This is a genomic window from Actinoplanes sandaracinus (genome assembly GCF_030009775.1).
GTDB lineage: Bacteria > Actinomycetota > Actinomycetes > Mycobacteriales > Micromonosporaceae > Actinoplanes > Actinoplanes sandaracinus.
This window is the reverse complement of the sequence record NZ_JASCTH010000047.1, coordinates 39,055-55,093: the sequence shown is the minus strand read 5'-3', so window position 1 is coordinate 55,093 and position 16,039 is coordinate 39,055. Positions and strand designations below refer to the sequence as shown.

The following is a 16,039-nucleotide window of genomic DNA, read 5'->3' as shown; positions in this document are numbered from 1 at the left end:
GGGACCGCCGCCAGGACCGCCACCGGGACCGCCACCGGGACCGCCGCCAGGACCGCCGCCAGGACCGCCGCCAGGACCGCCACCGGGACCGCCGCCAGGACCGCCACCGGGACCGCCGCCAGGACCGCCGCCAGGACCGCCACCGGGACCGCCGCCAGGACCGCCACCGGGACCGCCGCCAGGACCGCCGCCAGGACCACCCGGGAATCCGGGCTTCTTCCACTTAGGGAAGCCGTGCGGGAAGCCCTTCAGCGGTCCGTACTTGATGCCCTTCTTCCACTTGAAGGGATGCGTGTACGGGCCACCGATGTGGTAGTTCCCGTGGACCAGGTAGGCAGGCCTGTAGGGCCAGCCCCTGGGCCATCCGCCCATCCAGTTGTCCCAGTACCAGTCGTCCTCTTCGACCTCGAGGACCCACACCCAGCCGTAGCGGGGAACGAACGCCGGGTAGCAGTAGTAGTCACCCCAGGCGCCGGACTTCTCACCCCACCAGCCGGCCTTGTTGCACTGCCATTCGGAGCTGAAGTAACCGACCACGTAGTCGTCGTCCCAGCCGAGGTTCTGGGTCTGGGTCTGCGTCTGGATCTGCGTGTGGGTCTGGTTCGGGGTCTGTGTCGACTTCTTGGTGGCGGCCGCCTTGACGGCTGGTTCCGCGTGGCTGGGAGCCGGAGCCCCGATCAGCGCCGCTGCCGCCAGGCTCATGCTGGCGGCTGCCGCTAGCATTCGCTTTGGGTTTTTCATGTCACACCTTTTCAGGACAAATCGCCATGACACGCGTAGCCCATCACGGTGCCGAAAGCCGGATCGGCCATTTACCGGAAAGCTGACCGTTCGGACGACCCGCCCGGTGTCCGTAAAGTCAGGGTTGCCATCGTCGCGTTTAGCCAGCGAAAGTCCTCTGACCTGGTCTTTCGCCGCAGGACATAAGGGTCCCGCCGAGCAGCGCGACGCCCTCTTTCGTCCGCAAACCCCACGCGGGCACGGCAAGGGAAGTCACCGCCGCAACAGCAGTCCCATCCGTACAGCGGCAATCAATTCCGGCCATAGGAGACCGGGATTCCCACACCCTTACGGACCCTCCTCAATCGAGGGTCGGATTATCCGGCAAGGCGCGGTACGCCTCTCGCAGCACCTCGACGACGGACTGTCCATGATGGGTGATCGGCGGCGCGTCGAGCTGGTCGAGCAACGCGTCCGGCCGCACGCCGGGGCCCCCCGGCTCCGGTTCCGGCTGGAGCGCCCGGCCCCAGAAGGTGGCCGGGTCCGATGCTGCCGGCGGCCGGGAGTCGCGCTCCGGAACCTCGCGCCCGGAATCGGCGCCATCGGACGCCGCAGCGCCGGGGGTGTCGACGCCCGCCGCTCCGGTCGCGGCCGCCTCGCGCAGCCGCCGCAGGCGCATCAGCAGCTCGTCGCGGGACCGGCCGCGCCACGTGAAGACCTCGAACGGATCACTCTCGAACGTCCTGGCCAGGGCGTAGCAGGTGGCGGCGAGATGAGCGCACGGCATCGGCCACCGCTCGCAACTGCAGTCCATCGCCACCTCGTCGAGCGAGAGCGGCAGCAGGCCCAGTCCCGCGCCGGCGAAGATCGCCTCGATACCCGGTGGCATCCGTCCGTCGAGCAGGTCGGCCACGAACCGGGCCTCAGCGACCAGGGCCGTCTCCACCCGCGCCCACTCGGACGCCCCGAAGGCGCGGACCGCGATCCGCGACCGGAACGCGACCGGATCGTCCGGCCCGCGCACCAGAGCGACGACCAGGCTGCCGGAGACGGTGAGGCTGCGCACGTGCCCGGCCCGCTCGTCGCGCCGGCCCCGCGCGAAGGTCGGTCCCATGCGCAACGCCTCGAACATGCCCAGGAAGGCGAGCGGGAAATCGGTCATGACCCACCCCCGCTCCGTGAGGCGGATCCGCCATGCGAGGAGGCGCCGACCGCCCGCGGCCACGATGACCGGCGGCGGCCGCGGCAGCGCTCGACACGACCGGGCCGACGGCCGGCAAGGTGGTCAGTCAACGATCGCCTCCGGAAGAACACGACCCGGCCGACAGCCGGCGAGATGGTCAGTCAACGATCGCCTCCGGGGAGAGAGCGAACAGGTCGCGGATCTCCTGGGCGGAGAGGGCGCTGAGCCAGCCCTCGCCGGTGCCGACGACGCGTTCGGCGAGGACGCCCTTGTCGACGAGCACCCGGTCGATGCGCTCCTCCAGGGTGCCGAGGCAGACCAGGGTGTGGATGTGCACGTCACGGCGCTGCCCGATGCGGAACGCACGGTCGGAGGCCTGGGTCTCGGTGGCCGGGTTCCACCAGCGGTCCACGTGTACGACGTGGTTGGCGGCCGTCAGGTTGAGCCCGGTGCCGCCGGCTTTCAGCGAGAGCACGAACACGCCGGGCTGCTTCGCCTCCTGGAATTCGGCGACCATCGCGTCGCGCGCGCCACGCGAGGTGCCGCCGTGCAGGAACCGCACCGGCACGCCGAATCGTGCCGACAGATGCGGGGTGAGCATCGCGCCGAACCGGGCGAACTGGGTGAAGCACAGCACGCTCTCCCCCGCTCCGAGCGCATGGTCGACGATCTCCTCCAGCCGGTCGATCTTGCCGGATCGGCCGGGCAGCGGCGAACCGTCCTTGAGCAGGAGCGCCGGGTGCACGCACGCCTGTTTCAGCTTGGTCATGGCGGCCAGGACCAGGCCCTTGCGCCATTTCTCGCCCGGTTCGGCGAGCCGTTCCACCAGTTCGTCGAGGACCGCGCGGTAGAGGCTGACCTGCTCGGTGGTCATGCCGCACAGGTGCCGGACGTGCCGTTTCGACGGCAGCTCGGCGGCGATCGCATGATCGGTCTTGGCGCGGCGCAGCAGGAACGGCCGGGTGGCATGGCGCAGGCGGGCGGCGGCGTCCTCGTCCGCGTATCTCTCGACGGGGACCGCGAACCGGGCGCGGAACGTGTGCGCCGACGCCAGCACGCCGGGGTTGACGAAGTCGAGGATCGACCAGAGCTCGGCCAGCCGGTTCTCCACCGGGGTGCCGGTCAGCGCGATCCGGTTGCGGGCCGGGAACCGGCGCACCGCCTTGGCCGCCGAACCGCCGCTGTTCTTGATGTGCTGGGCCTCGTCGAGCACCACCCGGTCCCAGGAGATCGCGGCGAGCGCGTCGGCCTCGCGCACCGCGGTGCCGTAGGTCGTGAGCACCACGTCGGCCTCGGCGGCGAGGACGGCCGGGTCTTCCCGGTCGGCGCCGTGCAGCACCCGCACTCGCAGCGACGGCGCGAACCGGCCGGCCTCGCGCTGCCAGTTGCCGAGCACCGACAGCGGGCAGATCAGCAGAGCCGGGCCTTCCCGGTGGTGCAGCAGCAGCGTCAGCAGCTGGACGGTCTTGCCGAGCCCCATGTCGTCGGCGAGGCAGGCCCCCAGCCCGAGCGAGTCGAGGAACGCGAGCCAGGAGAAACCACGGATCTGGTACGGCCGGAGCTCACCGACCAAGCCCTCGGGTGGTGGCAGCACGTCGAGGCGCTGGTCGAGACGCCCGCTCAGCAGGTCGGCCAGCCAGCCCTCGCCGCGCGCGTCGGTCACCGGCAGAGGGAGCCCCTCGGGCGGGAGCAGGCGCATCATCCGCAGCGCGTCGCCCGCGGTCATCCGCCCGCCGCCGCGCCGCAGGAAGGCCAGACCGGCGGCGAGCCGCTCCGGATCGAGGAACACCCACCGCCCGCGCAGCCGGACCAGCGGCACCTTGGCCCGGGCGAGGTCGGCCAGGTCGTCCTCGGTGAGGGTGCGGCCGCCCAGCGCCAGCCCCCACCGGTAATCGACCAGCTCCCGCAGCCCGACCGCCCGGTCGCGGAGAACATGTGAGACCGGGTCGCGGCCGCGCACCTCGAGCGACAACCCGAGGTCGGGGCGGCGACGCCACCAGGCCGGCAGGAGCACGCCGTAGCCCGCGTCCTCCAGCAGGGCGGCGTGGCTCAGGAACCGGTGCGCGCCCTCGGTGTCGAGCAGCATCTGCCCGGGATGGGTGCCGCGCAGCGCCTCGCCCAGATCGGGATAGAGGCGGGCGGCCCGCCCCAGCCCGGCGAGCAGCCGCTCCTGCGGGTGCGAGGTCCATCTGCGCAGCGGCGCCGACCGGTCACGCCACACGTCGGCGGCCGGGACCAGCACGCTCGGCTCGTCGACCGCCTGCAGCAGGAACTCCAGCCGCCACGCGTCCTCCGGCAGCGGCACGTCGTCGGGCATCACCGGCTCGTGCTCGCGCGGATCGCTGAGACGGAAGCAGAGTCGCACCTCGGCGCCGCGCGCCGCCTGCTCGAACCAGGCGTCCAGCCGGTCGGCCAGCTCGTCGGCCAGCGCGGGTGCCGCCTCGAACTCGGGCTCCCCGGTCAGGGCGGCCAGCCACCCGTAGTCGGCGAGGGTCACCCCAGCCTCGGCCAGGCGGGTCCGCACCAGCCCGTCGACCAGCCGCTCCAGCGCGACCGCCAGCACGTCGGCCGCCGGCGCCCCGGCGGCGCCGGACACCGGCTGCTCGGCACGGCAGGCCGGGGGCATGCGGTCGAGGAGGGCGGCGTGCCGGACCGCGTCGCCGCCGGCCACCACCGGCCGCCAGCCCGCCACCGGGTTGCGGCCGCCGATGCGGACGCCGGGCAGCACCCGCCCGCGCCGGACCAGGCCCGCCGCGAACCCGCACAGCTCGACCAGCCACTGCGCCGACGGCGCGACCCGGCCCTCGAACTCGGCGACCAGGTCGACGTCGACGAACGGCACACTGACCGCCGGCACCCGCCAAGCCCGAGCCCGGGGCACGCCGCGCCGCTCGGGCAACCCCAGGTGCGGTGACGGCAACGGACCCGACCCGGTCGAGGGGAGCGTCAGCGTGGCGCCGGCCCGTGCCTGCCCCGCCGGCAGCGCGTCGCCCGGCACGGCGAACGGGTGCGCCGGCGCCGCTCCACGGCCGGCGGTGAAGCCGGCGGCGGCCGTCGCGTCCTCGGCCCAGAGGCTCAGGCCGCCGTCGGGGCCCACCAGCCCGTGCAGCACGCGCACACCCGGCCCGCCCACCACGACGGACCGGTCCGGTGAATCCCCGGTTTCCCGCTGCGGCAGGTGGTCGCTGAACATGTCGCCGACTCTAGGCCGACCCCCTGACAGTTCCCGGCCGCGGCGACCCGGAAAGCCCACAGGCGCCCCGAAGAGTAACCACCGTCACCGCAGAGTCCAGACGATGTCGGGTGGGCGGACCCGGGCGCAGCGCGGCCCGCCGTCCGGTCCGGTCAGCCCGAGCCGCCCCACCAGGACGCCGTCCCCGCCCGCGGCGGCCCGCAGCAGGTCCCCGGGGACGTCGCCGAACAGCAGTTTCGCCCGCCGGAACCCGGCGAACTCGCCGGTGCTGGTGCTGCCCCAGCTCAGGTAGAGGAAGCGGGCGCCCGGACGGCCGTGCACCCACGGTCCGCCGACGTCCATCAGGTCGTCCACCTCGCGGGTGTCGACCTCCAGCTCCCAGACGGCTTGGGCGGCGTCGACCGCGACGTGGCCGACGACCTCCCGGCGGCGTTGCACGCCGACCTGGACACCGCCCAGCCGCAGCGTCTCCGCCTGCGGCGCACCCGCCCGCCCGGGCAGGTCGTACCCCTCGATCCGGATCCGCACGCCTGCGACTATAGGGCCGCGCCGGCAACGGTGAGCGGTCCGGCGCGGGCGGCGCTAGGGTGCGTTCATGGAGGGTACGGACGGGGCCTGGTGCGACGGCTCCGTGCTCCGGTTCCGGCGCGCCGATCCGGGGCGCAGACTGGCCGGGGTCCGGGTGCTCTCCTCGGCGTTCCGCGCCGACCTGCGGTTCCGTTCCGGAGCCGGCGCGTGGGAGCTGAGCCGCGAGCGGCCTCCGCTGTGGCGGCTGGAGTACCGCCTGGAGCTGACCCACCGCGACGGCGCCCGCGAGGATGAGGGGCCACGGGAACTGCGCTGCCCCGGCTATGCGGAACCGGACTGGCTGCGCCTGCCGGCCGCGCCGGGCCGGTGGCGATCTCTGCGGCTGCCGGTGGGCGAGACCCGCGTCTGGTCGCCGGCGGCGCCGACCGACCGGGTGCTGGTCGCCCACGACGGTCCTGAATACCAGCACCGTGGTGCGCTTGCCGACTACACCGCCGCCGCGATCGGAGATGGGCGCGTTTCCCCGTACCACCTGGTGCTTCTGCCGATCAGCGACCGGGAGCGGAATTTCTCGGCCGACCCGGGATATGCCCGGGTGCTGGGGTCGGAGACGCTGCCGCGGCTTCGCGCACGCCTGGGCGGGCGCCCGGTGGTGGGGGCCGGGGCGAGCCTGGGCGCGCTGGCGATGTTGCACGTCCAGCGCAGGTTTCCGGAGGCCTTCGCCGGGCTGTTCCTGCAGTCGGGCAGCTATTTCCAGCCGCGGCACGACCGCCAGGAGTCAGGCTTCCGATATTGGGGGCGGATCGTGCGTTTCGTCAGGGAGGTCCGGCACGCCCGGACCGGCCCGGCGGCGCCGACGGCGCTGACCTGCGGCGCGGCGGAGGAGAACCTGGCGAACAACCGCGACATGGCGGATGCTCTGCGCGAACAGGGGTACCCCGTGGACTTCACCGAGAACCCGGACGCCCACACCTGGACCGGGTGGCGCGACACGCTGCATCCACACCTGACCGGGCTCCTGCGGCGGGTGTGGCCGGACTGATCTCCAGAAGGGGAGGCGACGTGGCCGACGTCGAGCACACCATCGGAATGCTGCTGGGCACCGAGGACGACTGGCCGCGCGCCTACGAGCAGCTGCTGCGCCGGGTGGGCAACGTCAGCGGGCCGGACGGGCGCAGCCACCGGGCGCTGCCGGTGCGGGTCACCATCGAGCCGTTCAACCTGCGTGACAAGCCGCGGCACGACCTGGTCATCGACCGCCTGGCGTACTGGTACTACCACCCCCGCGAGTGGCTCAAGAAGATCGCGCTGATGGACGACGTGTACCTGCTGAACAGCCCGTTCACGTTCCAGTCGATGGAGAAGCACGCCGCGTACTGCGCGATGATGCGGCTCGGTCTGAAGGTTCCGGAGACGGTGCTCGTCCCGTTCAAGAACCCACTGGAGAACTCGCGGTGGGCGTACACCGCGGCCCGGTACAACCGGCCGTTCGACCTGGAGGCGACGGCGGCGTCGGTCGGTTACCCGCTCTGGATGAAGCCGTACGACGGCGGCGCCTGGGTGGGGGTGTCGAAGATCCGGAACCTGGACGAGCTGCACTCCGCCTACGACGCCTCCGGGGAGCGGCTGATGCACTTGCAGGCGTCGGTCGAGGGGTACGACGTCTTCGCCCGGTCCCTGAGCATCGGCCCGGAGACGATGGTGATGAAGTTCCGGCCGGAGCAGCCGATGCACGCCCGTTACGAGGTGGACCACGGCTTCCTGTCGGCGGACGCCGGCGACGAGGTGGTGACGATCTCCCGGCTGGTCAACGCGTTCTTCCGGTGGGAGTTCAACTCGTGCGAGTCGCTGGTGCGCGGCGACGACGTGCACCCGATCGACTACGCCAACGCCTGCCCGGACGTGGCGCTGACCTCGCTGCACTACTACTTCCCGTGGGCTATGACGGCGCTGCTGCGGTGGACGGTCTTCTGCGTGGTCACCGGCCGTAAGCCCCGGCTCGACATGGACACCCGCGCCTACTTCGAGGTGGCCGACTCGGACCGGACCTACGCCGAGAAACTGCGCGAATACCGCAGGCTCGCCGACGACTACTTCGAGATCGACAGATACCGGGAGTTCTGCGAGAAGAACCTGAAGAACGTCGATGACATCGTGTACGACTGGGTCACCTCCGAGGAGTTCCGGTCGCTGCTGCGCGAGACGGTCCGGGCGATGTACCCGGTGCACGAGCACGAGAAGTTCCTCGCTCACTTCGGCGGGTTGATCGACGCCTGGATTAGCGATCAGGGGCGTTGACGCGGCAACACGCTCGCAACCAATATGTTTCCATGCATCTATGGGAGCGCTCCCTGAAGGTAGCCACCATCACCGTCCTCGTGGTCGCGGGCGCCGCTGCCCCGGCCCATGCCGAAGAAGTCGAACAGGTCGTCAACGGCGGTTTCGACAACGGCGCCGACCCGTTCTGGACCAACGCCGGCATGACCATCGCCCTCGCCGACGGGCGGGCCTGCGTGGACGTTCCCGGCGGCACCACCAACCGCTGGGACGCCGTGGTCGGCCAGAACGACGTCGATCTGGTCGCCGGTGAGACGTACCGGTTCAGCTTCGAGGCCTCAGGAGACGCCGGCCACGTGGTCCGGGCCGTCACCGGGCTCGCGGTCAGCCCCTACGACACGTATTTCGAACAGTCACCGGTCCTCGGCGACTGGCAGCACTACGAGTACACGTTCACCGCCAACGCGAGCACCGCACAGGGCCAGGTCGCCTTCCAGGTCGGCGGCAGCCCTGACCCGTGGCGGTTCTGCGTCGACAACGTGTCGCTGGTCGGCGGCGTCCCGCCGGAGGTCTACGAGCCGGACACCGGGCCCCGCGTACGGGTGAACCAGGTCGGCTACCTGCCGGACGGCCCGAAGGGCGCCACGCTGGTCACCACGTCGACGACCGCCCTGCCGTGGGAGCTCCGCTCCGCCTCCGGCCGCACCGTCGCACGGGGCGCCACCGCCCCGCGCGGCATCGACGCGTCCTCCGGCCAGAACGTCCACACCATCGACTTCAGCCGTTTCACGAAACGGGCGCAGGACCTCACCCTGGTCGCCGACGGCGAGACCTCACGGCCGTTCGACGTCGGTTCCTCGGCGTACGAGCGACTGCGCACCGACGCGTTGAAGCTCTACTACACCCAGCGCAGCGGCATCGAGATCCGTGACGACCTGCGCCCGGGGTACGCGCGTCCCGCCGGCCACGTCGACGTGGCCCCGAACAAGGGCGACGGCGCGGTGCCCTGCCAGCCGGGCGTCTGCGACTACACCCTGGACGTGCGCGGCGGCTGGTACGACGCCGGCGACCACGGCAAGTACGTCGTCAACGGCGGCATCTCGGTCTGGGAACTGCTCGCCGAGTACGAGCACAACCGCGGCTCCCGCAAGGTGAACCTGACCATCCCGGAGAGCGGCGACCGCGTGCCGGACATCCTGGACGAGGCTCGCTGGGAGCTGGAGTTCCTGCTCAGCATGCAGGCCCCGACCGGCCTGGTGCATCACAAGATCCATGACCAGGCGTGGACCGGCCTGCCGCTGCTGCCGCATCTCGACCCGCAGCCCCGCGAACTGCACCCGGTCTCGACCGCGGCGACGCTGAACGTCGCCGCCACCGCCGCCCATGCCGCGCGTCTCTACAAGCCGTACGACAAGGCATTCGCGGCCCGGGCCCTCGCCGCCGCCCGCACCGCCTATGACGCCGCCAAGGCCAACCCGGCGTTGTACGCGCCCGCGTCCGACGGTGTCGGCGGCGGCGCCTACAACGACGACAAGGTCACCGACGAGTTCTACTGGGCGGCGGCCGAGCTCTACCTCACCACCGGTGAGAAGAAGTACGCGGCCGACATCCTCGCCTCGCCGGAGCACACCGCCGACGTGTTCGGGCAGGTCGCGTTCGACTGGGCGGTCACCGCGGCGGCCGCGAAGATCGACCTGGCGCTGGTCCCGAACCGCCTGCCCGGCCTGTCCGCGGTGAAGAACCAGGTGGTCAAGGGCGCCGACGAATACCTCGCGATCCAGCGCCAGCACCCGTACGGCGTCGCCTACGCCCCGGCCGGCAACGTCTGGGACTGGGGCTCCAGCAGCGTCATCGCGAACAACCTGGTGGTCGTCGCGGCCGCGCACCGGCTCACCGGCAAGGACCGTTACCGCAACGGCCTGCTGACCGGCCTGGACTTCCTGTTCGGCCGCAACGCGCTAAACATCTCCTACGTCACCGGGTACGGCGAGGTCGCCGCCCAGAACCAGCACAGCCGCTGGTACGCCGCCCAACTCGACCCGTCGCTGCCGCACCCGCCGGCCGGCACCCTGGCCGGCGGCCCGAACTCGTCCATCCAGGACCCGGTGGCGCAGAGCAAGCTGAAGGGCTGCACCGGCCAGTTCTGCTACATCGACGACATCGGATCCTGGGCGACCAACGAGCTGACCATCAACTGGAACGCCGCCCTGGCCCACCTCATCGGCTACGTCGCCGAGCTTGACTGACATCTGTCACTTACGGTACGGGTTCCCCCTGCCCTAGGCTTCGGTCAGGGAGAGGGGGAACCCGTGCGGGCTCTACGATTCGCCACCGCCCTTTATGCGAGCCGGCTCGACATCGCCTTTCACGGCTATGTCCGCCACGATCCGATGTCCCGGCTGCACCTGGCGCCGGGCCGCAACGACCCCTATGCCATCTACGAGGGTCTCCGCGCCCAGGGCGACCTGGTCCCCACCCGCCTGGGCAACTATGTGAGCACCAGCCACACCCTCTGCAACGCGATCCTCCGGGACAGGCGGTTCGGCGTCCGCGCGACGGACACGCTCGGTCCGATGCCGGGCGACGAGGTCGACATGTCGTTCCTCGACCGCAACCCACCCGACCACACCCGGCTGCGCCGCCTCGCCCAGCCGTCGTTCAGCCCGCGACAGATCGCCGGGTTCCGCCCGCGAGTCGAGCAGACCGTCGACAAGCTCCTCGGGGCCGCGCTGGAGCAGGGTTCATTCGATCTGGTCAGCGCGTTCTCCGCGCCACTGCCGATCGCGGTCATCACCGACCTGCTCGACGTCCCCGACGCCGACGCCACCCGGTTCGCCGAGCACGGAGCGGTGATCGGCAGCGCCCTCGACGGCATCCGGTCGCTGCGCCACGCGGCCCGGCTCCAGGCCGCCAGCGACGAGCTCGACGACGTGTTCGTCCGGCTGATCACCGTGCGGCGAGCCCGGCTGGAAACGCCCGGCACCCCGCCGGTCGACGACGTCATCGGCCGCATCCTGGCCAGCGAGGGCGACCAGATCAAGCCCTCCGAGATCCTGCCCATGCTGCGGCTGCTGCTGGTGGCCGGGTTCGAGACGACGGTCAACCTGATCGGCAACGCGGTCAACGCCCTGCTCGACCGCCCCGAGCAGTGGGAGGCCCTCCGCGCCGACCCGGCCGGCCTCGCCGAGGCCGCGATCGAGGAGACGCTGCGCTGGGATCCCCCGGTCCAGCGCACCGCGCGGTGCGCGCTGGAGGAGACCGAGGTCGCCGGACGTGTGATCCAGCGCGGCCAGTTCGTGGTCACCCTGCTCGGGGCGGCCAACCGTGACCCGGCCGTCTACGCCGACGCCGCCCGGTTCGACATCCACCGCCGGCCCGAGGTCGACCACCTGGCCTTCTCCAGCGGCATCCACTACTGCGTCGGCGCGCCACTGGCCCGTCTCGAGGCGACGGTCGCGCTGCAGCGCCTGGCCGAGCGGATGCCGGGCCTGCGGCGCGCCGGGGCGGTGCGCCGCCGCAATTCCGGCGTGATCCGCGGACCGCTCCACTTGCCGGTCCGCGTCAAACAGCCGGCCCTGGTCACCAGCTGACCACCCCACCGGTAAGCCAGCCCTCAAGCGAGCCAACACATCAAGGCTGACGACCACACCGGCAGGCGGCACATCAAGTTGGCCGGCACATCAAGATCGCGGCCCCCAGGCCGCCAGCAACCCGCCCCCCCCCACAGATCTTGAAGCGTCGGCCACCGCATCGGGTGGCCGGCGCAACAAGATCGCAGCGGTCAGGCCACCAGCCACCCGGCGCCCTTAGATCGTGAAGCACTGACCACCGCACCAGGAAGGCAACGCACCAAGATCGTAGGCACAGCATCAAAATCGCGGTGACAAGCCGCCATCCACACGCCACCCCCGCAGACCTTGAGGCGCTGACCACCGCATCGGGTGGCCGGCGCAACAAGATCGCAGCGGTCGAGCCACCAACCACCCCGCCACCCCCGCAGACCTTGAAGCGCTGACCACCGCATCGGGTGGCCGGCGCAACAAGATCGCAGCGGTCGAGCCACCAACCACCCCGCCGCGACATGTCACCAGCCAGCGGAGCCCCACGCTGCCTACGGCCCACCAAACCCGCCACCGTCAGGCGCCGCCAGCCGTAGCCCTAACGCCCTACCAGCCAGCGGAAACCCGCTTGGGCTGCGGCCCGGACCGAAAAACCGCCGCCCTCGGGCACCACCAGCCGTAGCCACGACGCCCCACCAACCCACGGAACTTCGCCTCGGCTAGGGCCCAACCGCGAACCGCCACCCTCGGGCACCACCAGCCGTAGCGTCAACGCCCCACCGGCCACACATAACCCGCGAGCTACGGCCGGACCGCGAACCGCCGCCTCTCGGGCAGCGCCAGCCGTAGCCACAACGCGTCACCGGCCAGCGGAAACCCGCTGGGCTACGGCTGGGCCGGTGGGTGCCTTTGGTGGGCGCGGTCAGGGTCGAGGTGGTGACATCGGCCGGCCGGGTGGTCGATAAGTTCGGCGCTGGTTTGACCAGCTCGGCGAAGCGGGCGACCAACTGAGCCCGCGTGTCGCGCGGGGTGGTCGTCACAGGCCGGGAACTACGGGCACGGGTACATGCAGTGCGGCGACCAGGCGGCGACCCGGCCGGTGGCGATCAGCCGCCCGGCGGCGGCGAAGACCTCAGCCACGCCCGGCCGCTCGGCGGTGGCGAGGACCTCAGCCGCGCCCGGGCCGCCCGGCACTGAGAAATGCGCCCGCCTGAGGAGCAGAAGCGGCAAGCGCCCGCCCCAGCAAGATGCGCCAAACACCCGCCCGAGGAACTAAAGCGGCAGCCCTCCTCGCCAGCAATAGAAACCCAGACGCCCACGCCGGCAACAGAAGCCCCAGGCGTCCAGGCAGCGAACAGAAGCCCCAGACGCCCGCCGCAACAACAGAAGCCTCAGACGTCCACGCCGCGAACAGAAGCCTCAGACGTCCACGCCGCGAACAGAAGCCCCAGACGCTCGCCGCAACAACAAAAGCCTCAGACGTCCACGCCGGGGACAGAAGCGCCAGTCATCTGAGGCGGCGACAGAAGCATCAGGCGGCCGCGTCGGCGACAGCAGCGGCGCGGGTGTGCGGCGGATCAGAAGCGGTAGGTGTCGGCGGCGGAGGGCAGGCCGAACAAGTCGGTGAGGCCGGTGATGCGCAACTGCCGGAGGACGAACTCGCTCGGGTTGCGCAACACGAACCGCGCCCCCAGATCGCGAGCCGCCTGATAGCCGGCGACCAGCATGCCGATGCCCATCGAGTCCATGAACGTCACGAATGTCAGGTCCACGGTCATCAGCCCGGGGCGGTCACGCTGGAGCGCGTCGAGAAGCGCGGCACGGACGGCGTCGATGGTGGTGGCGTCGAGGGTGCCCCGCACATCGACGACGACGGCCCCGTCGGCTTGTCGGCGTGTGGTCATCACGGCCTCACCCATCGCACGCCCTCCGAGCCGGCGAACTGCCCGTTCGCCTCACCGTACAACCCTGGTTGTCCGGTTCGCAGGCTGCCGCGCCAGGCGGCGATCACGGCGCACACCGCGTACGCCGCCGGAATTTCGTTGTGTGATGGATCTGGAGGAAACCGCAACTCCAGGGATGGGAATCGGCGCATAGCGCCGATCATCTTGCGGTCCGCGGTGCGCCTCGGCGACGGTGACAGGCACGGCGGCGGGGGCCGCCGTAATGCGGGAGGGGGCACGCCATGGCCAGGCACGGCATCTTCGCCGTCCGTGATGTGGGGTCGCTGATCAGCGAGACGTCCGAGGAGGGTACGCAGCTCAAGAAGGCGGTCAGCGCGAATCAGCTCACCGCCATGGGCGTCGGCGCGATCATCGGCACCGGCATCTTCGTGGTGATCGGCGAGGGGTCGGCGATCGCCGGGCCCGCGGTCATCCTGTCGTTCGTGCTCGCCGCCGTGGCGTGCGCCTTCTCCGCCCTCTCCTATGCCGAGCTGGCGTCGTCAATCCCGGTCTCCGGCAGCGCCTACACGTACACGTACGCGACGCTCGGCGAACTCGTCGCCTGGATCATCGGCTGGGACCTGATCCTGGAGTACGGGGTGTCGGTCGCCGCGATCGCGGTCGGCTGGGGTGGCAACCTGAACGCGTTCCTGGACGCGGCGTTCGGTTTCGCGCTGCCGGAGGCGATCTCGTCCTCGCCGGAGGACGGTGGTGTCTTCAACCTGCCGGCCGTGTTCATCGTTCTGGCGATCACGTTGCTGCTGGTGCGTGGCGTCACCGAGAGCGTCAAGGCCAACCTGATCATGGTCGTGATCAAGCTGGCCGTGCTGGTGTTCTTCATCGTGGTCGCGTTCGTGAACTTCGGCACCGGCAACTTCACGCCGTTCGCCCCGGACGGGGTGGACGGGGTCACCGCGGCGGCGGCGATCATCTTCTTCGCGTACATCGGTTTCGACGCCGTCTCCACCGGCAGCGAGGAGGCCCGTAACCCGTCCCGTGACCTGCCGCTGGCCATCATCGGCTCGCTCGTCATCTGCACGATCTTCTACGTGCTGACCGTGGTGGGCGCGATCGGCATCGCCACGCCGGAGCAGATGTCCGCGAGTGACGCGCCGCTGGCCGCCGCGCTGGATCAGGGCGCCGGGCTGACCTGGGCGGCCGCGATCCTGGCGCTCGGGGCGGTCGTCGCGATCACCAGCGTCGTGCTGGTCATCTTCTACGGCCAGACGCGCATCTTCTTCGCCATGTGCCGCGACGGCCTGCTGCCGCGCCGCCTCGCGACGGTCAATCAGCGGTACGGGACCCCGGCGCGCCTGACGGTCGTCCTGGGCATCCTGATCGCCATCCTGGCGGCGCTGGTCCCGCTCAGCACGATCGTCGAGCTCGTCAACATCGGCACGCTGTTCGCCTTCGTCCTGGTCAACATCGGGGTGATCGTGTTGCGGCGGACCCGGCCGGACATGCCGCGCCCCTACCGGGTGCCGTGGTCGCCGGTGCTGCCGCTGCTGGGCATCGTCTTCGCCATCTATCTGATGGCCGACCTGCCGCTGGACACCTGGCTGCGGTTCCTCGGCTGGCTGGCCGCCGGCCTGCTCATCTACCTGCTGTACGGCTACCGCCACTCCCGCCTGCGCACCGCCGATGTCCCGCCGCCGTCCGAGGTCTCGCCGTCGTCCGAACTGCCGCCCCGTGCCGACGACGCGGGCGCCGGCGAGGACGGGCCGCGGTCATGACCGCCCCGGACGCGGGCGGCCCGGTGCTGGCCGGGGTCGACGGGGGCGCGTCCTCCGCCGACGCCCTGGTGCTGGCCGGCTGGGCCGCGCGGACCCTGGACGTGCCGCTGGTGGTCGCCGCCGTGCACCCGGCGCCGTCGGCGATCGGCTCGGGCCGTGTCGACGCGGAGTGGGTCAGCAGTCGCCGTGACGCCGCCGAGCAGGCCCTCGACGAGGCCCGCGCGTTCCTGGCCGAGACCGGGCCGCTCCGGGCGGAGTACCGGGTGGTGGCCTCGAGTTCGGCGGCGCACGGGCTGCACGACCTGGCCGAGCAGTCAAGGGCGGCGCTGATCGTGGTCGGGTCGGGGGCGGCCGGCCCGGATTCGCGGACGTTCGCCGGCAGCACCGCCGAGCGGCTCCTGGCCGGAAGTGTCTGCCCGGTCGCGGTGGCGCCGGCCGGGATGCCGGAGCCGCCGGGCTCGCTGGGCCGGATCGGCGTCGCCTATGTGGACACGCCGGACGGCCGGGCCGCCCTGGCCACCGCCGCGGACCTGGCCCGCCGCACGGCGACGCCGCTGATGCTGATCACGGTGGTGGCCCGCGGCGACGCGGCGCGGCCGTTCCTGCTGGGCTCCGACGCCGAGCGGGCGTTCCTGGACACGGCCCGCGAGTCGTACGAGGAGGCCCTGCGCAAGGCCGCCGCGTCCGTTGCCGGCGTCGAGGTGGGGTGGGATCTGCGGTCCGGCGATGTGGTCGAGACCCTGGCCGACCTGGCCGACGTGGACGTGCTGTTCTGCGGTTCCCGTGGTTACGGCCCGGCGCGGCGGGTCCTGCTCGGCGGTGTCTCGGCCCGGCTGGTGCGGCGCGCCCGCCGTCCCGTCGTCGTGGTGCCCCGGGCCGCCTGATCCGCCGACGTGCCGCGA

General features: G+C 71.6%; 12 protein-coding genes. 6 read left to right on the top strand and 6 right to left on the bottom strand.

From position 1 onward, the window contains the following. The 4 genes from QLQ12_RS43885 to QLQ12_RS43870 all read right to left on the bottom strand — a co-directional run. Nucleotides 1-200, bottom strand: a 200-nt coding sequence (locus tag QLQ12_RS43885; protein ID WP_282767011.1) for a hypothetical protein, incomplete at its 3' end; no start/stop codon positions are given. Between the two features lie 881 nt (nt 201-1,081). Continuing rightward, entirely contained in the window at nt 1,082-1,882 is an 801-nt protein-coding gene (locus QLQ12_RS43880; protein ID WP_282767010.1) for an SWIM zinc finger family protein, read from the bottom strand. 178 nt (nt 1,883-2,060) lie between these two features. Next, nucleotides 2,061-5,096, bottom strand: coding sequence for a DEAD/DEAH box helicase (locus tag QLQ12_RS43875; RefSeq protein ID WP_282767009.1), 3,036 nt, complete (start codon nt 5,094-5,096; stop codon nt 2,061-2,063). Between the two features lie 84 nt (nt 5,097-5,180). Then, a complete protein-coding gene (locus tag QLQ12_RS43870) occupies nt 5,181-5,624 on the bottom strand; it encodes a DUF5990 family protein (RefSeq protein ID WP_282767008.1) in 444 nt (147 codons plus the stop codon). Nucleotides 5,625-5,691: 67 nt separating this feature from the next. Here QLQ12_RS43870 and QLQ12_RS43865 point away from each other — a divergent pair, with 67 nt between their 5' ends. From QLQ12_RS43865 to QLQ12_RS43850, 4 genes are all read left to right on the top strand, one after another. Then, nucleotides 5,692-6,666, top strand: coding sequence for an alpha/beta hydrolase (locus QLQ12_RS43865; RefSeq protein ID WP_282767007.1), 975 nt, complete (start codon nt 5,692-5,694; stop codon nt 6,664-6,666). Nucleotides 6,667-6,686: 20 nt separating this feature from the next. Next, the gene (locus tag QLQ12_RS43860) at nt 6,687-7,922 is read left to right on the top strand and encodes an ATP-grasp domain-containing protein (RefSeq protein ID WP_282767006.1); all 1,236 of its coding nucleotides are present in this window, start codon (nt 6,687-6,689) and stop codon (nt 7,920-7,922) included. Between the two features lie 32 nt (nt 7,923-7,954). Continuing rightward, nucleotides 7,955-10,147, top strand: coding sequence for a glycoside hydrolase family 9 protein (locus tag QLQ12_RS43855; protein ID WP_282767005.1), 2,193 nt, complete (start codon nt 7,955-7,957; stop codon nt 10,145-10,147). A gap of 63 nt (nt 10,148-10,210) precedes the next feature. Beyond that, on the top strand, nt 10,211-11,491 hold the full coding sequence (locus QLQ12_RS43850) for a cytochrome P450 (protein WP_282767004.1): 1,281 nt from the start codon (nt 10,211-10,213) through the stop codon (nt 11,489-11,491). 1,020 nt (nt 11,492-12,511) lie between these two features. Here QLQ12_RS43850 and QLQ12_RS43845 read toward each other — a convergent pair. Together QLQ12_RS43845 and QLQ12_RS43840 are read right to left on the bottom strand one after the other, a co-directional pair. Continuing rightward, a complete protein-coding gene (locus QLQ12_RS43845) occupies nt 12,512-12,691 on the bottom strand; it encodes a hypothetical protein (protein ID WP_282767003.1) in 180 nt (59 codons plus the stop codon). Nucleotides 12,692-13,038: 347 nt separating this feature from the next. Further along, nucleotides 13,039-13,365: an STAS domain-containing protein gene (locus tag QLQ12_RS43840; protein ID WP_282767002.1), complete on the bottom strand. Its 327-nt coding sequence runs from the start codon at nt 13,363-13,365 to the stop codon at nt 13,039-13,041. Nucleotides 13,366-13,646: 281 nt separating this feature from the next. On the opposite strand from QLQ12_RS43840, the gene QLQ12_RS43835 reads away from it, so the two are divergent. Together QLQ12_RS43835 and QLQ12_RS43830 are read left to right on the top strand one after the other, a co-directional pair. Continuing rightward, nucleotides 13,647-15,137: an amino acid permease gene (locus QLQ12_RS43835; protein WP_282767001.1), complete on the top strand. Its 1,491-nt coding sequence runs from the start codon at nt 13,647-13,649 to the stop codon at nt 15,135-15,137. Continuing rightward, nucleotides 15,134-16,021 carry a universal stress protein gene (locus QLQ12_RS43830; protein WP_282767000.1) on the top strand — a complete coding sequence of 296 codons (888 nt, stop codon included), beginning with the start codon at nt 15,134-15,136 and terminating at the stop codon, nt 16,019-16,021. The genes QLQ12_RS43835 and QLQ12_RS43830 overlap by 4 nt, the downstream gene beginning before the upstream one ends. Nucleotides 16,022-16,039: the final 18 nt, after the last annotated feature.

Coding starts and splice junctions, on each gene's coding strand:
- QLQ12_RS43875 (WP_282767009.1), bottom strand. CDS start 5,096: ATGTTCAGCGACCACCTGCCGCAGCGGGAAACCGGGGATTCACCGGAC.
- QLQ12_RS43865 (WP_282767007.1), top strand. CDS start 5,692: ATGGAGGGTACGGACGGGGCCTGGTGCGACGGCTCCGTGCTCCGGTTC.
- QLQ12_RS43855 (WP_282767005.1), top strand. CDS start 7,955: ATGCATCTATGGGAGCGCTCCCTGAAGGTAGCCACCATCACCGTCCTC.
- QLQ12_RS43835 (WP_282767001.1), top strand. CDS start 13,647: ATGGCCAGGCACGGCATCTTCGCCGTCCGTGATGTGGGGTCGCTGATC.
- QLQ12_RS43880 (WP_282767010.1), bottom strand. CDS start 1,882: ATGACCGATTTCCCGCTCGCCTTCCTGGGCATGTTCGAGGCGTTGCGC.
- QLQ12_RS43840 (WP_282767002.1), bottom strand. CDS start 13,365: ATGACCACACGCCGACAAGCCGACGGGGCCGTCGTCGTCGATGTGCGG.
- QLQ12_RS43830 (WP_282767000.1), top strand. CDS start 15,134: ATGACCGCCCCGGACGCGGGCGGCCCGGTGCTGGCCGGGGTCGACGGG.